The following is a 17333-nucleotide window of genomic DNA, read 5'->3' as shown; positions in this document are numbered from 1 at the left end:
CCATTCAGCTTGACTTCATTTTAGCGATATATACTTAATTCCAGACCCCCCTTATTCATAGATTCTCTCTGGGCCCGCCGCGTGCGGGCCCCTTTTTTATGCCTCCCCTTTACGAAATCTTAAAAAAACAAACCTAAATTATCCCCCTTGAACAACTTCTCTATCAGGAATATAGTTTACTTCTGAACTTTGAAAGCCAAATTTTACTATTCTTTAATAAAGGAGGTTACTTTCTTAAATTTATTACCGCTACATAACCTTGAGAAAAGCGGCTTGGCTAATGCTAGAAACCGGTTTCATTTTTGTGCCGTATCCGGCCCTTTTCTTAATCAATGAGCGCAACTTGAATTAATAGTGGAGGAATTAACTTGAAGAAATCGGCAACCGCAAAATTAATCCTGATCGCAACACTGCTCTTTTCCGTCATTACGCCCAGCTTAACCGCTTCTGCAGCCGAAAATGAGAGTAACCAAGACCTCGGATTTCTCGACTATATCTATTATATCGTAAAGGACAGGAATGAAGGGAATCGCGGGGGCATTATTGCTTATGCCGCAGGGGATAGCCAAGACTCCTTAACGGAAGCATCAACCCTGTTTAGAAAAGGCCCTAATGGAGCCACGATCAGCTGGACTTCAAGCAATCCAAATGTCATTTCCGAAGATGGGAAAATCACCCCCTCACTTACAGCAAACTCGGAAGTTGTTACCATACATCCTTTAGCGTTATCATCGATTAACCCTGGCGGCTACTTCTCCTTGTGGCAATTCAATGTCACCGTCAACAACAAGCTCACCCGGGTAAAAGCCGATAAAGAGAACCTGCAGCTCGGCTTTGCAAACGGCGACAGCTCCGCAAGCGTGGCAAATGACTTAATGCTGCCGACAAATGGCGCCTATCAGACTAAGATTAGCTGGACCTCCAGCAATCCCGGCATTATTTCCGCCAATGGCAAAATTACGCAGCCGGGAGCGGGCAAAGGAGACGCAAAGGTGCTCCTAACCGCGACCGTTCAGGACGCGCTTGATTCGGCCACTCCGGCAGCTGTAAAAACGTTCGAGGTGAACGTGACGGCGGGGAGCTCCGCCCTTGCGGACATGAATGAGCTGCGCATCGGATTTCAAGGCTCCGACAATTCCAGCATGGTCACTCAGGATCTCATTTTGCCAACTAAAGGGAAGTACGGCTCCGCTATAAGCTGGACATCCAATAAGCCGAACGAGGTTTCTCCTCAAGGGAAGGTGACCTTGATCCCGGTCAGCTCCAGCAAAGCCGCGCCTCCCGTTGACGTATTGCTTTATAGCGAAGCGTTGAACAAGGACGTTGTGGTGCAGGTTAGCCCGGACTATACGGCAGCCCTGACGGCCACAGTCAACGATGGAAAGTCGACTTATACCAAAACGTTTAACGTAGTGCTCGCCAATACGGCTTTATATGTGGATGCGCGCGACCTAGCCATCGGCTACCAAGGCTCGGACAATGCTTCCAGCGTCACGCAAAATGTTACTTTGCCTGCAAAAGGAAACAGCGGAACTTTAATCAGCTGGAGATCGTCCCGCCCGGACGTCATCTCGAACAACGGGATTGTGACCCGTCCCAAAGAAGGAGATGCAAAAGTTACGCTGGAAGCCGATCTTAGCGACGGCGATTGGCATGACATCAAAACGTTTACCGTTACCGTCATCGACAATTCGCTTGCCGCAGCGGAGCAGCTCGTTGCGATCGGCTATCAATCAGGAGACAGCGCCTCCAGTGTCACCCAGAATCTCATTCTTTCGGCAAACGGCCCTTACGGAACCTCGGTTCGCTGGCAATCGGACAACGAGGCCCTAATTGCCGCAGACGGCAAAGTAACACGTCCGGTTAGCGGTGACGCTAACGTTACGCTAACCGCCGTCATTAGCAAAAACGGCCGATCCGTGTCCAAAACGTTTACGGTGACGGTCATCGACAATTCGCTTAATCTGGACAAGGAAGCATTGCAGATCGGTTATGCCGGTATGGACAACGCCTCCCGCGTCACGCAAAATCTGTCGCTTCCAGCCTCAGGCAAATACGGCTCCTCCATCAGCTGGACGTCCAGCAAGCCGGAAGCAATCTCTTCAACTGGCGTCGTAACTCAGCTCTACAGCGGGAATATCTCCGTAAAGCTGACCGCCACAATCCGCAAGGGAGACCGTACGGCGATGAAAGAATTCGTTGTTACTGCAGTTGACCGTTCCGTGGAGCTTGATCTGGAATCCTTGAGTATTGGCTACAAAGGCTCCGACAGCGCATCCGGCGTTACGCAAAATATTACCCTGCCTGCTTCCGGAGCTCATGGAACAACGATTCAATGGACTTCCGATAAACCGGGCTTCATATCTAATTCCGGTATTGTCACCCGCCCGCCAACTCCGCTTACCCCGGATGAAACGGTTACTTTGACGGCTAAAATCAGTAAGGGCAGCTCATCTGCGACTAAATCATTTACGCTCACCGTACTGAAAGACAACGCCGTCATTTTGGACAAAGCGGCGCTCGACGTTATTTTTGCCGAGGGCAACCAAACCGCCGTTGTGACGCAGGACGTGACGCTGAAAACTTCTGGAGCTCATGGAACAAAAATCAGCTGGACTTCGAATTCGCCTGAGATTATTTCCTCCACGGGCAAGGTAACGCGTCCAGCGGATATGAACCGCACCGTCACTTTGACGGCTACGATTAGCAAAAACGGCTACTCTGAAACAAAATCGCTGATGGTAACTGTGCTGTTTGAAGTGACGGGCCAGGCCGAGGATGGCGGTTTCAGCATCGGCTTCAACGCTTGGAAGGGCTCGGGCTGGAAAGGCTCCGGTTACATGAACTTCGACAACGCAGAGGGATATATCAAATGGACGTTTACCGTTCTGCAGGACGGCCTGTACGATCTCGGCATCACTTATGCCAACGGCGGAAATACGGACCGTCCGATGTATGTCGCCATCGATAACGTCGCCGTCAACACTGCGCTTTCCTTCAAGCCGACAGGCAGCTGGAACACCTCGTGGAAAACCGTTGTGCAGCCGGTTCAATTGACCAAAGGCCAGCATATTTTGCGCCTGCAGACAAAAGGTTTCAGCGGCCCGAACCTGGACCAGTTCAGCATTATGCAGCACAAGGTTTGGTAGATTAAGTTTGCTGCCTCTGCTCACCGCATGAGTTTGTGCAAGCTGACATGTAAAAAAGCCTTGGCCGATATTCGGCCAAGGCTCTTTTCATAGGTGCGGTTCAGAGCTGATTCCAGGTTAATGACCCGCCATCATCGCCGGATCCGGAGTGTTACCGTTGGCGCTTTCGTCTGCCGGTTGCTGCTTCGGCTTACGCAGTATAAGCGTTAACGCAGCGCCCGCGCTCACGATACAGGCGGACAGAAAAAACGTGTCCCCGTAACCCGCAACCGTGGCGCTGAGCGGATTCGCATTCGCTCCCGCGTTTGCGGCGTGAGATGCGATATGCGATGTCAGGTAACCCGTCAGACCCGCAACTGCAAAGGAAACGACGACCTGCTGAGCGGCCGTGGTCAGCGGAGTGACGCGGCTCACCAGATGGCGCGGCGCGGAGTTCAAAACATGCGTGTTAAGCGGCATCATGGAGAAGCCCATGCCAAGGCCGATCATGCAGATAGACAGGATGATGACCCACAGCGCAGTATCCACCGTGATGCGGGACAGCATAAAGAGGGAAACGGATATGACCGTAAGGCCGCAAAACGCGAGCGGACGCGCGCCGATTTTATCGAATAAACGCCCGCTGAACGGCATCGCCAGTCCTGCACATAACGCCTGCGGCATCAGAATCCATCCCGTTTCAAGCGCGGAATATTTCATGACGCCTTGCAGGTACAGAGGCACGATGAGCATAGCGCCAAACAGCGCAAGCTGAACAATCCACGTCAGGATAATACTGCGCGTAAAGTCCGAGGACTTAAATACCTTTAGCTCCAGCAGCGGCTGCTTCTGTCTCAGCTCCACAAAAATAAAGAGGATGAGCGCAACGCCCCCGACGGTTAAACCCGTTATCGTTGAAGTTGAGGACCAGCTGGTGCCGCCTTCGCTGACGCCGAACGCCAGCATGGAGAAGGCAATCGGCGCAAGGCACATGCCGATGACATCCAGATGCGGAGCGGCATGGCGCCCGGAGCTCGGCAAATACTTGGAGCCGAGAATCAGGGCAATAATGCCAATCGGCAAATTGATGATAAAAATCCAATGCCAGCTGACGGAGTCAACCAGCCAGCCGGATAACACCGGTCCGAACGCCGGAGCCATCAACATAGGGATGCCTAACATGCCCATAATTGATCCGCGGCGCTCCGGAGGAGCAAGCTTGAACACCATGGCCATCCCGATCGGGGCCACCATGCCGCCGCCGAGGCCTTGAAGAACGCGGAAAATAATGAGCTGTTCCGGCGTTTGGGCGATGCCGCATAGCACGGAGCCGATTGTGAACAGCGCAATCGTGATCAGGAAAATCTGCTTGGAGCCGAATCGGTCGGTCATCCATCCCGCGAGCGGAATAACGGCGGATAAAGCCAGCGTATAACCGGTGACAGTCCATTGAATCGTCTTTAAGTCGGTGTCGAAGTAATCAACAAGCTTTGGAATGGCATTATTAACGACAGTGCTGTCGAGAATAACCATGATCATGCCAACAATAATGGCCATGAGCGGCGGCAGAATGGCTTTAAGCGAGAAGTTATCTCCGCCGGCTCCCGTCGGGTTTGTTTGCGTAGCTGCTGACATAGGTCCCTGCTTTCTGCTCTTTGAGCGGTGTATGGATTGAAATAGATTGATACCTCAATTGGCCTTTACTTCCATCTCCCCATGAACACACTCCTTTTTCTGATTATCGGCATAAAAAGAGCATTGACAAATGAAACGGTCCGGATGTACAATTAAAGTGGAGATAAAATTGAATACGATTCGTTTCTAATTTGTTATGGCGCTAATGATTGTATCATAGCGTTATTTTGCGTTCAATGTTTATTTATCTCATCACTTTAATATTTAATTGTAATCGATCTGTAATATTAAATTCAGGGAGCGCTCAGCTAACCTTTATATACTTATTACAGACCCCCTTTTCTCATATAAAATGCTTTGGGCCCGCGCATTAGCGCGGGCCGCTTTTTTTGTTTCTGACAGCTGTAGACAGCAGGCAGGGCGGGCATAAATACTCGTCATGAGGGCTCGGGTTGAACCGCTGCCGCAAGCTCAGCTTCCAGCTCCAGCAGAACCCCTTTTTGCTGCGCCTCCGTCCAGCCCTGTTCCATAGCCATAATCTGTGTGACGGCTCCTTTCCACTTCAACGCCGACGCCCGGTCAAAATAAAGCATTCCCGTCCGGCGGATAAGGAAATCCGCCGGTTTGACCGCCATCTCCTGACGGATGGCGTACAGCAGCTCCGCATGCACCATACGCGGCAGCTTTTCTGCAGGTGAAGTCTGCCCTGTACCGGTGATGCCGGGAGAGCTTTGCGGCAGAGGGATTCCCGCGCCGGCCTCGCCAATACTCGTGACAAGCGGAAGCAGCTTCAGCACTTTCCCGGCATTGCTGCCGTAACGCGCCGCCAGCCGCTCGGCTTCCGGCCTGCTCCAGCCGAGCCGGACGCCAAGCTCTGCCGCCTCCGCCGCAGCCTTGGCCAACCCTGCCGAGCCGCCTACTTCTCCGCCGGATATCGGCAGCGTGCGGGTCACGCAGCGCCGATACGGCCCGCGGCCGTCGGCCTCCAGCTCGCGGGCAATCCGGTCGGTAACGGTTTCGGCCATTTTACGGTAGCCGGTCAGCTTTCCGCCGGCAATTGTGATCAGCCCCGTATCCGAATGGAACACCTCATCCCGCCGCGACACCTCCGAGGGGCTTTTTCCCTCCTCGTACAATAGCGGTCTCAGCCCGGCCCAGCTTGATTCCACATCGGATTCAGTGAGCCTCAGGTCCGGGAACATCGCCGCCGCCGCGTCAACGATATACCTTCGATCCCTTGCGGTCATTCTCGGATTCGCCGTATCGCCGCTGTAATCCGTATCCGTCGTGCCGACATATGTTTTGCCGTCGCGCGGAATGGCGAACATCATTCTCCCGTCCGGCGTATCAAAATAAATCGCCTGCCGGAGCGGGAACCTTGCCCCGTCAAAAACGAGATGAATGCCCTTTGTCAGCCGCAGCGTTTTTCCCTGCTTGGAGCCGTCCAGCTCGCGAATCTCGTCGACCCACGGGCCGGCTGCGTTGACGATGCGGCGCGCCCGCACCGTCAGGCTGCGACCCGTAAGGGCATCAACCGCTCGAATGCCGCACAGCCGTTTACCCGTTCCGCCTTCTTTCCGTTGTTCGTATAATAGCTGCTCCGCCTTAACGTAGTTGGCCGCAGCCGCGCCGAGCTCCGCCGCTTTTTTGAGCACCTCAATCGTCAGCCTGGCGTCGTCGGTTCGGTACTCCACATAATATCCGCCGCCCTTCAGCCCTTCGCGGCGAAGCAGCGGCTCGCGCGCTGCGGCGGCTGCCGCGCCGAGCATGCGTCTCCGCTCCCGCAGCTTAACTCCAGCGAGCCGGTCATACAGCGCCAGCCCAAGGGAAGTCGACCATTTGCCAAACGTCCCGCCTTTATAAATCGGCAGCAGCATCCATTCCGGCACCGTCACATGCGGCCCGTTTTCGTATACGACGGCGCGTTCGCGCCCCACCTCGGCAACCATGCGAACCTCCAGCTGTTTCAGGTAACGCAAGCCGCCGTGCACAAGCTTTGTGGAACGGCTCGACGTTCCGGACGCAAAGTCCTGCATTTCAATTAGCGCCGTACGCATTCCCCGCGACTGGGCGTCCAGCGCGATGCCCGCGCCGGTAATGCCGCCTCCGATGACAAGCAGATCCCATTCCTCGGCCTCCAGCTTGTGCAGCAGCTTCCCCCGTCCTCCTGCCGAAAATTCGGCCGGCTGCTGACCGCCAAGCTCGTTACGCGCCTCTGTTGCGCCATTTATCCGTTGCGCCATCTGTATCTCTCCTCGCTTCCGCAACCGGCAAAAACAAAAGAACGCCGCAAACCGCCAGTCATCCGAATTAACTTCAGACAACAGGCGACTGCGGCGTTCTCCAACATCTCCAGCCGGGCATATTAACTTGTTGCTTTCAGCTTACCAGATGACGCCGCCGCAGGCAATCTAAAATGCTCTCGCCGCTGCAACCGCTCTCCTCCAGCCGCCGTAACAGATGTCCGCCTGCTCCTTGGGCATTGCCGGAATAAACTGGCGCTCAACGCGCCGGATCGACTCCAGCTCCTCCCTGCTGCTCCAGTACCCGCTAGCAAGACCAGCCAGACAGGCCGCTCCAAACACGGTTGTTTCATTCGTGGCCGGTCGCTCCACAGGAACGCCAAGAATATCGCTCTGGAACTGCATCAGAAAGCTGTTTTTCACAACTCCTCCGTCCACGCGAAGCGTCGAGAGGCTCATGCCGGAGTCCTGCTCCATGACGTTCAGCACATCCTTTGTTTGATACGCCAGCGATTCCAGCACGGCACGGATAAAATGCTCCTTCTCCGCACCGCTCGTTAAGCCGAACACAGCGCCTCTAGTTTCGCTGTCCCAATATGGAGTCCCCAGGCCGACAAAGGCAGGCACCACGTAAACCCCTTGCGTGGAGTCAACCCGCGAGGCGTACAGCTCGCTATCGGCGGCGGATTGAATCATGCGCAGCCCGTCGCGCAGCCATTGAATCGCAGAACCAGCGACGAACACGCTGCCCTCCAGAGCATATTCCGCAGGCTGGCCCTCTGCGCTGCAGGCGATCGTCGTGAGCAGCCCGTGCGCGGAGCGGACAGGCTTGAAGCCGGTATGCATCAGCATGAAACAACCGGTTCCGTATGTGTTTTTTGCCATCCCTTCGGCAAAACACGCCTGGCCGAACAGAGCGGCCTGCTGATCGCCGGCGACGCCGGTAATGGGCACCCGGCAGCCAAAAAAATGCGCTTCCGACGTCACGCCGAAATCGCCCGACGAAGGCCTCGCCTCCGGCAGCATGGAAGAAGGCACGCCTAAGATGCCCAGCAGCTCCGCATCCCATTTCAGCTCATGGATATTGAACAGCAGCGTGCGGGAGGCATTTGTATAATCGGTTGCATGCACCTTGCCTCCAGTCAGCTGCCAGATCAGCCACGTATCAATGGTGCCGAACAGCAGCTCGCCGTTCTCGGCCCGCTCGCGCGCACCGTCAACATGATCGAGAATCCACTTGATTTTGGTGCCGGAAAAATACGGATCGATCAGCAGCCCCGTTTTGTCGCGGAACAGCTCCTCATGCCCCCGCTCCTTCAGCTCCTGGCAAATGCCGGCCGTCTGCCGCGACTGCCAGACGACGGCCCTGTGAATCGGATAACCGGTATTCCGGTCCCAAACAACGGCGGTTTCGCGCTGGTTTGTAATGCCGATTGCCTCAATCTGGCCGGCATGCAGTTGCGCCTTAGATAGCGCTGCGGCAATAACTCCGAGCACGGAAACCCAGATTTCGCTGGCGTCATGCTCCACCCAGCCGGGCTGCGGATAATATTGCCGGATTTCTTCCTGCGCCGATGCGACGAATTCGCCGCTGCGGTTCACGATGACCGCGCGCGTGCTCGTCGTGCCCTGGTCGATGGACAGAATAAACGTTTCTCCTGCGGATGATGCGCTCATGAACGTTCCCTCCCGTTGATCCGTTTATAAACCTTGAAAGTGCTTCCAAAGCGCCTCGCGCGAAGTTGTCACTGCCGCAGCCCCCGCCGCCAATGCCAGCTCGGCGTCCTCCACGGTACGAATCAGCCCTCCGGCGAATATCGGAACGCCGGTGCGCTCCTTCACCTCGCTGATGATAGACGGAATGACGCCGGGCAGCACCTCGATGTAATCCGGGCGGGAGCGCTCCAGCAGCGCGTAACCTTTATCGAGCGCGCCGCTGTCCAGCAGAAACATGCGCTGGATGGCGAGCAGCCGGTTCTGCTTCGTCTTGGCAATGACGCTTGCCCGCGTCGACAGAATTCCCGCCGGTTGTATGACCTGGCATAAAAACTCGGCCGCATGCTCGTCGTTTTTGAGCCCCTCGACGAGATCGGCGTGAATGAGCAGCCTTTTCCCGTTTGCGCGGGCCAGCTCGGCAAGCGGCTTCAGGCGGCTGATATGGCTGTCCAACAGTACGATATAGCTGTAGCTCATGCCCATAAGCTTTTCCAGATCCTTCATGCTGCGCGCTGCGGGCAACAAAAGCTGATTCAGCAACTAAGCTACGCCCCCCTTGTCCATTCCATCCGGACTCCGATAATTGGGACTATTATAGCCAGCGCCAGAAAGCGCTGTCAACCAATGCCTTTCCAGGTTCAACCCGCTGCGCATAGCAAAAAAACCGGGAGAATCCCGGTTTTGCCGCATCTAAATATGCTCTATACGCGCTGCAAGTCCCGTACCGCATCAGCGAACTGGCGCGCACGCTGCTCCATCTGCTCGAAGCGGCCCTCGCGGGCCCATTGCAGATTAACTAGCTTGCTGCCAAGTCCAACCGCATCCGCTCCGGCGCGGAAATAATCGCCGATGTTGTCCAGGTCAACTCCGCCCGTAGCCATCATCGGGATATGATCCAGCGGACCTTTCAGCTCCTGCAAATACCGGTGGCCGAGCGACGCCATCGGGAATATTTTGACCGCTTCCGCACCTGCCTTCCAGGCGCGCACCACCTCGGTCGGCGTCATCACTCCCGGCCATACGGATACGCCTTGCGAAGCGCCGTAAGCGATGACAGCCTCGTCCAGATTGGGCGAAATGAGGAATTGCGCCCCGGCGGAGACTGCCTCTCTCGCCTGCCGCTCATCCAGCACCGTGCCCGCTCCAACGTAAGCAGCGCCATCCAGCTGCTCTCGCCAACGCGACAGAATCGGCAGCGCTCCGTCCGTATTCATCGTCACTTCCATAAGCCGGATGCCGCCGTCCGCTAGCGCTCTGGCGGCCCGATCCGCTTCAGCCGGTCCGATACCGCGAAAAATCGCTACGATCTTTTCTTGTTTCAACGTGTCCAGCAATGAGCTCATTCCCTAGTCTCCCCCTTCTTCCTCCACGGCTTTGTCCCAATAGTCGTACAGAATTTTGCCGAACAGATTTGGAAAAGCATGCTCCCGCATGTCCTTCCGCCCGATCCAGCGATAAGCCGGAGGAAGCATCGGGCCGCCGCCCGCATCATAACCAGCCGGTGATTCCGCAGCCGCCATCGGCAGCTCCCCGTCATGAGAAGCCGGGGCAGCAGAGGACGGGCTGAAAGCGTTGCGGCGCGCGCGGCTTTCCGCATTGTTGTCCAGCTCGGCTGCGTAAACCCGCATCAGCCAGTGCAAATGGCTGAACGTATGCTCCTCCGTAGCATGCCAGCGGCGCGCAACCGCGCGCAAGCCGCTTTCCTCCTGAAGCCGCTGCAGCAGCTCGGCCGCATCCGCAGCCTGCCGTTCCACCGGCGGCTCCGCAGTTGCGGCCAGCTTGGCTGCCCGGCCCCGCGGCTTCGCCGCCGCCTCATCAAGCAGCACATGCGGCAGCTCCCACAGGCTGGCTAACAGCCCGCTGTCCGGCCGCTGGCGGATCAGCACTTTTCCCGCCTGCTCGCCGGTGCCTTCAATAATCGCCGCTATCCGCAGCTGCGGCTTCGGCGGTTTTGCCTTCGCTTTTACCGGCAGCTCCGTTTCGCGTCCGGCCAGCCTTCCCGCACAATGCTGCATGACCGGACAGGTCAGACAGCCTGGCGTGCGCGGCGTGCAAACCATGGCGCCAAGCTCCATGAGCGCCTGATTAAAATCTCCTGCCGCTCCCTCGGGAATAAGGGAGACAGCCAGCTTTTCCATACCGATTCTGGTGCTCGGCTTGGCGATGTCCTCGTCCCGGTTGAAATAACGGGAAAGCACCCGCATCACATTGCCGTCAACGGCCGGCTCAGGCCGGTTAAAAGCGATGCTCATAATCGCTCCTGACGTGTACGGCCCAACACCTTTTAAAGCGGATACCGCCGTTTTGTCATCGGGAACCTGGCCGCCGTAACGTTCCACTACCTCTCGCGCTCCCGCTTGGAGATTGCGCGCCCGTGAGTAGTAGCCAAGCCCTTCCCAATGCTTCAGCACATCGGGCTCAGGCGCCTCGGCGAGCGCTTGCAGCGTCGGAAATCGGTTCATAAACCTTTCGTAATACGGAATAACGGTATCGACCCGGGTCTGCTGAAGCATGATTTCAGACACCCATACGCGGTAAGCGTCCCGGTTTTGCCGCCACGGGAGTACGCGTTTGTTCTGCCGGTACCATAGTAGCAGCTCACGGCTGAAATACGCTTCTGCCGTGTCGGCGTTTGCTGTTGCATTCATTCGTCTTACTCCTTTTCTGAACCATCCCTGCAAGCCGGCGGAGCAGGTTCTCGGCCACGCAGTTTTATGCTGGCGCTTCCTTAGGCTCGAGTTTTGGCTCGACTCGCTTGTGCCCGCCTTCTAGTTCCCGTGCGGCTTGCAGGCTATGCTGCGTATTCTGCGGGCTGACATGCCCTGAGCCGAAATCGCGTCCTCCAGCCATCCGAATTCGTCCAGCCAGCGCGGCAAAGTGAACTCGGGGCTTTCCGGCGGATGCTGCCGGGTTCTCTTGCGGTTAGCCATCATCTGCCGATAGCGCCGCGGAGTCAGGCCGATTTGCTGCTTGAACAGCCGCGAAAAGTACGGGTTATTGAACCCGACTGCCTGCGCCGCATCCTGAACGGAAATTCCGCCTCTGTCCAGCAGCTCGCGGGCGTGTTCAATTTTGCGTTGATTGACATATTGAATCGGCGTAAGCCCTGTAAGGCTGCGGAAATAAGTGATAAAGTAATTGGGATGGAGAAAAACCTGCTTGGCAAGCTCCTCCACCGTCGTATTTTCGGAAAGATGTTCTTCAATGTAACGGAGCACGCTGGATAAACCCTGCAGCTCCGGGTGTTTAATCGTTTCATCATGTTTCAGCGGTCCGCCGTCAATGTAAAAGGCTACTAGCTCCATGACGTTTGCGCGCGCTCTCAGCTCATCGGATATGGTGAGATCACCCTTCAAATCTACCAGCTGCAGGAACAGCTGCTCCACCCGTCCCGGGTTTCCGATCCGCGAATTGAGCTGCAAATCCAGCATGCGAATGAATTCCGAGCTGGCCGCATCCAGATGAAAACAAATCCAGTAGAAACAAAAGCTTTCCTCGTCGGCAACTTTGCAGCCTGCTGTAGCGCCTTGAGGAATATAGTACATTTCGCCTGGCTGGAGAGTAACGCGCTTCGCAGTCTGGCTTAATTGAACCTCGCAGCGTCCGGACAAAGGCAGCACGAGGCAATGCTGCTCATGCAGCAAGGCCTGTTCCGTGCGAAAACCCGACTCCAGCTCGCTGTACGAAGCAAGCGTAAACGTTGCGTGCAGCTGTCTAAGCCGTTGTCTGATGACGACGGATTCGTTCTGGTCCATTGGCGAAGCCCCCTGCTTTGGGTAGAACTTGCGAGTCTATCATCCCGCTCCCCGGTCTATTATACGAAATATAATCTAAAATTGAAATTATTCTAAATACAAAAAGTAAAAGGGGCCTTGCGACTGATGAAAAAATCTAAACTAATGCTCATATTCCCGCTGCTTGCTGCAATTGCTCTGCCCGCCTGCGGCACAGCCGGAAAAGACGCTGCGCCGGGCAGCTCCTCAGCCTCCAAGCTGCCGGATGGCCCGGCCGAAACGATTGCCCTGTACAAAGCTAGCTGTCTGAACTGCCATGGCACCGATTTGAAAGGCCGAATGGGACCAAACACAAACCTTACCGAGGTCGGCTCGCGCATGACAGCGGAAGAGATTTTGCAGCAAATCAGCCATGGAGGAGAGCTGATGCCCGCCTTCAAGGACAAGCTGTCCAATGACGATATCCAGGCGCTGACCGATTGGCTGTCCGGTTTAAAAGGATAGGCCTTGGTGCTCGCCTCATGATCGCATACAAAAAGGGTACCGCTGACGCCGGAACAAATCCGTCGACATACGGTACCCTTATTTAGCTTGCGGAAGCTGGCATGCCTCAGCCCGGCATGCGCTCCACAACAGAAAATGCCGAAGCAAGACCTCGCTCATGCGTAATCGTCACATGAATAACGAGCTGTGCCTGCAGACCCAATGCCCGATGGGAGCGCTCGGACAGCCGGCAGACCGGCCGCCCCTCGTCGCCGCGCAGCACGGCTATGTCGCGAAATCCCGCCTTCGCGCCGATTCCGCAGCCAAGCGCCTTGACGACGGCTTCCTTAGCGGCAAACCGCCCTGCGACAAACTCCGCCAGCCTGCTCCCTTGCAGCTGGGCGGCCAGCTGCTGCTCTTCTTCCGTCAGCACCCGTTCGCAAAAACGTTTGCCGGCGGCTCCGGCAAGCAGCTGCTCCACCCTGCCGATATCACATAAATCATGACCGATTCCAGCAATCACTAGATACCCGGAATCGGAGAACGTTTATGCTGGGTTTTGCGGAATTGCTTCTCCAGCAGCTCTCTTGCCTCCGCCGGAATTTCCTTGCCTTCGAGATAGGCGCTGTTGTCATCATATTTGATGCCCAGCTCGTTCTCGTCCGTTTGGCCCTCCCACAGGCCGGCTGTAGGAGCTTTCTCCTGAACGCTGAGAGGAACTCCCAACACAGCGGCAAGCTGCCGCACCTGGCGTTTGTTCAGCGTGCTGAGCGGCGTAATGTCCACGGCGCCGTCTCCCCACTTCGTGTAAAAGCCGGTGATTGCCTCGGAAGCGTGATCCGTGCCGACGACGAGCAGGTTAAGCTCTCCAGCAAGCGCGTATTGGGCGACCATGCGCGTTCTCGCTTTGATGTTGCCCTTAACGCCGCGCCCAAGATGGCGGGAAATGCCGATTCCTTTAAGGCTGTGCTCAACCTCCAGCGCAAGCTCGTCCACCGCTTCGGCGATATTCGTCTCGACACGATGGGTCAGCTGGAACGCTTCCGCCACTTCGTAGCTGTGCGAAATGTCGGACTGCTCCGCGTAAGGCTGGAACACGCCAAGCGTAATGTATTCCTGCCCTTTTTCCTGCGTAAGCTCGTCGGTTGCGCGTTTGCACAGACCTGCGGCCACGGCGCTGTCGATGCCGCCGCTGATCGCAATCAGAAGTCCGGATGCGCCTGCGCCGACAACGTATTCCTTCAGAAAATCAACCCGGCGGCGGATCTCCTGCTCCGGATCGATGCTCGGTTTGACGCCGAGCGCAGCGATAATTTCTTGCTGAAGACTCAAGGCTTTCTCCTCCTTCGGGTTGAAGATGCGGCCGATTCGGCCAAACTTGCGGTGAAACAGGTCCGCTGCGCCAAAGGTCGGCCCTCCGATCGCTGTTGACCTCAGATTTCTTTGAATTACGCGCACCGCTATTGCGGTAGAAATCTGACGTCAAAGGCGAACGCTGTCGCTTCTCCGAGCTCGACCTTTGGCTACGCTCCTCTGTCACCGAACCTCAACTTAGCGGCAGAAACGGTCAAACGCGCTTTTCAGATCCGCTGCAATATCGTCTGCGGAGCGGTTTTCGATCTGATGGCGCTCGATGAAGTGCACCAGCTCTCCGTCCTTCATCAAAGCGATGGATGGGGAAGATGGCGGGTACGGAGCGAAGTACTCGCGCGCTTTGGCCGTAGCTTCCTTATCTTGGCCCGCAAACACGGTGTACAGATGGTCTGGTGTCAGGTCATGCTCAAGCGCCTGAGCTACGCCCGGACGGCATTGTCCTGCCGCGCAGCCGCATACGGAGTTAACTACGACAAGCGCTGTGCCTTTGGCGGAAGGCAGCTTCTCTTCCACTTCCTCCGGCGTACGCAGCTCCTGAATACCAAGACGAGTCAGATCGTCACGCATCGGCTGCACCATATCAAACATGTATCGTTCAAAAGACATCGACATTTATTACCACACCTTTCGGGGATTTAACATTTCCCCGTTATTATACCCGATCTGCCAGCGATGGGAAATAATCCGCCTAAGCTCCCTGTCAGGAAAGACGGCAGCTCGGACATCCCTTACCCGCGCAAGGCCCAAAAAGCCGCCCTTTCCCGTACGGGAAGAGCGGCTAAAGTCTCAGGCATCTTCCTCCGGCGGCTCGATGCCGCTCTCGGAGGAATGCTCCGGGTGAGCCAACGGTCCCGGCGGAATCTCCGTCCCCTGCTCGAAATAAGCGCGGTTCTCTCCGGTAAGAAATCCGATATCCTTGTAAGGATGAACCCACTCGTCTCCCGCCATAATGGCCGGATCGGTATCGGCCGACCACTGCTCAAGCGGTGATTCGGGGGAGGCATAGCTGTGGTCGCCGATCAGCACGCCATGCTGATTGACAAACGGCTCTCGCGGACCGCTTCCGCTGCGGAAGCGGGGAAGAAACTCAAGCTCAAACGGGTCAAGGTTGGGATCGTCGGCCATTGTTTAGACCGACGGGCGGTTAGGGCCATCCAGCTTTTTGTCAAAGCCTGCTTGCTCCGGCGCCTTGCCCTTGCCCTCCGTTTGCTGCTGTTGCTGCTGTTCTTTGGAAGAGTTGTTTTTGGCCATGGATTGGTTCAGCTCCTATCTGGATGGACACGGCCTGACGGCCGCTTCCCAGCTAGTATGCCGCAGCCGGGGCGAACTATGCCGTAACTGTGCTTTCTCTCGCCTCGGGCAGATTAAAAATGACCTTAAACACCGTTCCTTCTCCCTGAGCGGTCTGAACGTCAATCCGTCCGTTATGCCGCTCCACGATGCTTAAGCAGAGCGGAAGTCCGAGGCCGGTGCCGCGCGCCTTCGTTGTATAAAAAGGCTCAAAAAGCCTCGCCAGCTTGTCCGCCGAAATACCTTCGCCGGTATCTTCCACACGCAGCTCTAAATTGCCGTCCCCGACGCTGGTGGCAAGCTTTAAAATGCCTTTGTCGCCCATTGCCTCCATGCCGTTGCGCGCCAAATTAAGAATCATCTGCTTGATTTCTTTATCGTTCAGCTCCAGCATCGGAATATCTTCTGCTAGATCAAGCTCAATCGACTGCCCCCGCAAATTGGCGTCGGCCCACAGCAGCGGCACCAGCTCTTGAATGATATGATGCAGCGAGCACTGCTCCTTGGCGATGACGCGGTTCTGGGCCAGCGACAGAAAATCATTGATGATTGTATTTGCCCGGTCCAGCTCTTCAATGACGATGCGGAAATACTCCTGCTGGTTATCGGGACTTCGTTCCCGCATCAGCTGCACAAATCCCCGGATTACTGCCATCGGATTACGAATCTCATGCGTAATGCTGGCAGCCATCTGCCCAACGAGGCTGAGCCGCTCCATCCTGCCCAGCTCGTCTCTCAGCTGGCTCATCTCGGTAATATCCTGAATAACCATTGCCGCTCCCGTAACGACACCAGCCTGCAAATTGCGGATCGGAAAGGCGGTTTTCATTAAGGTGCGCTCGGCATCGTTTACAATTCGGGACGGAGACATACTGCCCCTCATCGCATCGTCCAGCAGCTCCCGGCAATGCTCATGCTTGCGGAAAAACAAATCGTACGGCATGCCCGTAAACTCAAGCCGGCTTCGCCCTTTAAGCGTTTGCCCGCTGAGCCGGATCGCGGCATCGTTCAGATGCGAAATTCTGCCATCGACATCTACAATGACGGTTCCCATAGTGCCCATCGCCATTTGGTCGATGAACTGTTGAAGCTTATGTACTTCGTTCATGAAATTGGACGACATGCGCCGCAATTGATGTTGAAGCTGATAGTGCTGCAAAACCTGATTGATCGTATACATCGTAAGCGCTGCCGTTCCGTAGCTGAGCAAAGTAACCGCAGTGATTAAAAGCACTCCGTCGCCCATTCGCTCCGGTTCGTGCTGGTGCAAATAGCCTAGATACATAAGAGCGTAATAGGCTGCCTCAGCCGTCAGCAGGAAAAAGACGATTCTGAACTTGTCGACCGTTCGAGCCAGCTGAAATGGACGAATCGTGAGCAGCAGCAGCGGCACAAGCACGAGCATAAATCCGCCGAAGCCGAACAACTCCCACTGGTCATTGATTTGCGGCAGCCTCATAACGACATAGATGACCGTCATCGTGGCGAGACCAGGAATTCCTCCATATAGCGAACCCATTAAAAAAGGAATATAACGAAGATTAACATCGAAGCCGTAGGCCATCGTATCGGTAAGTAGAAAACAAGCTGTAAGAGAGATGCCGTAGGCTACGCAAAAAAAGGGTATCGAGCTGCGCCCCTGATTGATCCGGTACATCCACAGCTGATAGAGGAACACGGGCAATAAGGAAACAAAAGCCTGCAAAATCAATTTCTCCCACATTGATGCA

Annotated in this window: 15 protein-coding genes; 2 read left to right on the top strand and 13 right to left on the bottom strand. The window is 55.9% G+C overall.

What is annotated here, in order from left to right; all coding sequences use genetic code 11:
• The first annotated feature begins 368 nt into the window (after positions 1 to 368).
• Positions 369 to 3149: an immunoglobulin-like domain-containing protein gene (locus M3223_RS15105; RefSeq protein ID WP_251562878.1), complete on the top strand. Its 2781-nt coding sequence runs from the start codon at positions 369 to 371 to the stop codon at positions 3147 to 3149.
• A gap of 117 nt (positions 3150 to 3266) precedes the next feature.
• Here the strand turns inward: M3223_RS15105 and M3223_RS15100 are convergent, their stop codons facing one another.
• The 7 genes from M3223_RS15100 to M3223_RS15070 all read right to left on the bottom strand — a co-directional run bounded on the left by M3223_RS15100 (position 3267) and on the right by M3223_RS15070 (position 12477).
• Entirely contained in the window at positions 3267 to 4763 is a 1497-nt protein-coding gene (locus M3223_RS15100; protein WP_251562876.1) for an MDR family MFS transporter, read from the bottom strand.
• A 437-nt stretch (positions 4764 to 5200) separates the two neighbouring features.
• Positions 5201 to 7006: a glycerol-3-phosphate dehydrogenase/oxidase gene (locus M3223_RS15095; RefSeq protein WP_251562874.1), complete on the bottom strand. Its 1806-nt coding sequence runs from the start codon at positions 7004 to 7006 to the stop codon at positions 5201 to 5203.
• Between the two features lie 168 nt (positions 7007 to 7174).
• Complete coding sequence (glpK, locus tag M3223_RS15090; protein ID WP_251562872.1) at positions 7175 to 8683, bottom strand: glycerol kinase GlpK; 1509 nt, start codon at positions 8681 to 8683, stop codon at positions 7175 to 7177.
• Positions 8684 to 8707: 24 nt separating this feature from the next.
• On the bottom strand, positions 8708 to 9262 hold the full coding sequence (locus tag M3223_RS15085) for a glycerol-3-phosphate responsive antiterminator (RefSeq protein WP_285891287.1): 555 nt from the start codon (positions 9260 to 9262) through the stop codon (positions 8708 to 8710).
• Between the two features lie 161 nt (positions 9263 to 9423).
• Positions 9424 to 10065: a bifunctional 4-hydroxy-2-oxoglutarate aldolase/2-dehydro-3-deoxy-phosphogluconate aldolase gene (locus tag M3223_RS15080; RefSeq protein WP_251562871.1), complete on the bottom strand. Its 642-nt coding sequence runs from the start codon at positions 10063 to 10065 to the stop codon at positions 9424 to 9426.
• Between the two features lie 3 nt (positions 10066 to 10068).
• On the bottom strand, positions 10069 to 11370 hold the full coding sequence (mutY, locus tag M3223_RS15075) for an A/G-specific adenine glycosylase (RefSeq protein ID WP_251562868.1): 1302 nt from the start codon (positions 11368 to 11370) through the stop codon (positions 10069 to 10071).
• 120 nt (positions 11371 to 11490) lie between these two features.
• Complete coding sequence (locus M3223_RS15070; RefSeq protein ID WP_251562866.1) at positions 11491 to 12477, bottom strand: AraC family transcriptional regulator; 987 nt, start codon at positions 12475 to 12477, stop codon at positions 11491 to 11493.
• A 126-nt stretch (positions 12478 to 12603) separates the two neighbouring features.
• Between M3223_RS15070 and M3223_RS15065 the strand changes: the two genes are divergently transcribed.
• Complete coding sequence (locus tag M3223_RS15065) at positions 12604 to 12960, top strand: c-type cytochrome (protein ID WP_251562864.1); 357 nt, start codon at positions 12604 to 12606, stop codon at positions 12958 to 12960.
• Positions 12961 to 13066: 106 nt separating this feature from the next.
• On the opposite strand, the gene acpS is transcribed toward M3223_RS15065, so the two are convergent.
• From acpS to M3223_RS15035, 6 genes are all read right to left on the bottom strand, one after another.
• Positions 13067 to 13462, bottom strand: a complete 396-nt coding sequence (gene acpS / locus M3223_RS15060; protein WP_251562862.1) for a holo-ACP synthase — start codon at positions 13460 to 13462, stop codon at positions 13067 to 13069.
• Positions 13462 to 14271 carry an ammonia-dependent NAD(+) synthetase gene (gene nadE, locus M3223_RS15055; protein WP_251562859.1) on the bottom strand — a complete coding sequence of 270 codons (810 nt, stop codon included), beginning with the start codon at positions 14269 to 14271 and terminating at the stop codon, positions 13462 to 13464. Before nadE ends, acpS begins: the two co-directional genes overlap by 1 nt.
• A 219-nt stretch (positions 14272 to 14490) precedes the next feature.
• Entirely contained in the window at positions 14491 to 14925 is a 435-nt protein-coding gene (locus M3223_RS15050; protein ID WP_251562857.1) for a BrxA/BrxB family bacilliredoxin, read from the bottom strand.
• Between the two features lie 174 nt (positions 14926 to 15099).
• On the bottom strand, positions 15100 to 15438 hold the full coding sequence (locus M3223_RS15045; protein WP_251562855.1) for a DUF3905 domain-containing protein: 339 nt from the start codon (positions 15436 to 15438) through the stop codon (positions 15100 to 15102).
• Between the two features lie 3 nt (positions 15439 to 15441).
• Positions 15442 to 15564, bottom strand: coding sequence for a spore protein (locus M3223_RS15040; protein ID WP_251562853.1), 123 nt, complete (start codon positions 15562 to 15564; stop codon positions 15442 to 15444).
• 76 nt (positions 15565 to 15640) lie between these two features.
• Positions 15641 to 17326 (bottom strand): two-component system sensor histidine kinase NtrB, encoded by a 1686-nt coding sequence (locus M3223_RS15035; protein ID WP_251562851.1) that lies wholly within the window; start codon positions 17324 to 17326, stop codon positions 15641 to 15643.
• Positions 17327 to 17333 lie beyond the last annotated feature (7 nt).

This window comes from Paenibacillus pasadenensis (genome assembly GCF_023715725.1).
GTDB lineage: Bacteria > Bacillota > Bacilli > Paenibacillales > Paenibacillaceae > Paenibacillus_O > Paenibacillus_O pasadenensis_A.
Note: the sequence above shows the minus strand (reverse complement) of the source record. Positions and strands in the feature narration are given on the sequence as shown.

Coding starts and splice junctions, on each gene's coding strand:
- M3223_RS15100 (WP_251562876.1), bottom strand. CDS start 4,763: ATGTCAGCAGCTACGCAAACAAACCCGACGGGAGCCGGCGGAGATAAC.
- M3223_RS15095 (WP_251562874.1), bottom strand. CDS start 7,006: ATGGCGCAACGGATAAATGGCGCAACAGAGGCGCGTAACGAGCTTGGC.
- glpK (WP_251562872.1), bottom strand. CDS start 8,683: ATGAGCGCATCATCCGCAGGAGAAACGTTTATTCTGTCCATCGACCAG.
- M3223_RS15080 (WP_251562871.1), bottom strand. CDS start 10,065: ATGAGCTCATTGCTGGACACGTTGAAACAAGAAAAGATCGTAGCGATT.
- mutY (WP_251562868.1), bottom strand. CDS start 11,370: ATGAATGCAACAGCAAACGCCGACACGGCAGAAGCGTATTTCAGCCGT.
- M3223_RS15070 (WP_251562866.1), bottom strand. CDS start 12,477: ATGGACCAGAACGAATCCGTCGTCATCAGACAACGGCTTAGACAGCTG.
- M3223_RS15065 (WP_251562864.1), top strand. CDS start 12,604: ATGAAAAAATCTAAACTAATGCTCATATTCCCGCTGCTTGCTGCAATT.
- M3223_RS15050 (WP_251562857.1), bottom strand. CDS start 14,925: ATGTCGATGTCTTTTGAACGATACATGTTTGATATGGTGCAGCCGATG.
- M3223_RS15045 (WP_251562855.1), bottom strand. CDS start 15,438: ATGGCCGACGATCCCAACCTTGACCCGTTTGAGCTTGAGTTTCTTCCC.
- M3223_RS15040 (WP_251562853.1), bottom strand. CDS start 15,564: ATGGCCAAAAACAACTCTTCCAAAGAACAGCAGCAACAGCAGCAAACG.
- M3223_RS15035 (WP_251562851.1), bottom strand. CDS start 17,326: ATGTGGGAGAAATTGATTTTGCAGGCTTTTGTTTCCTTATTGCCCGTG.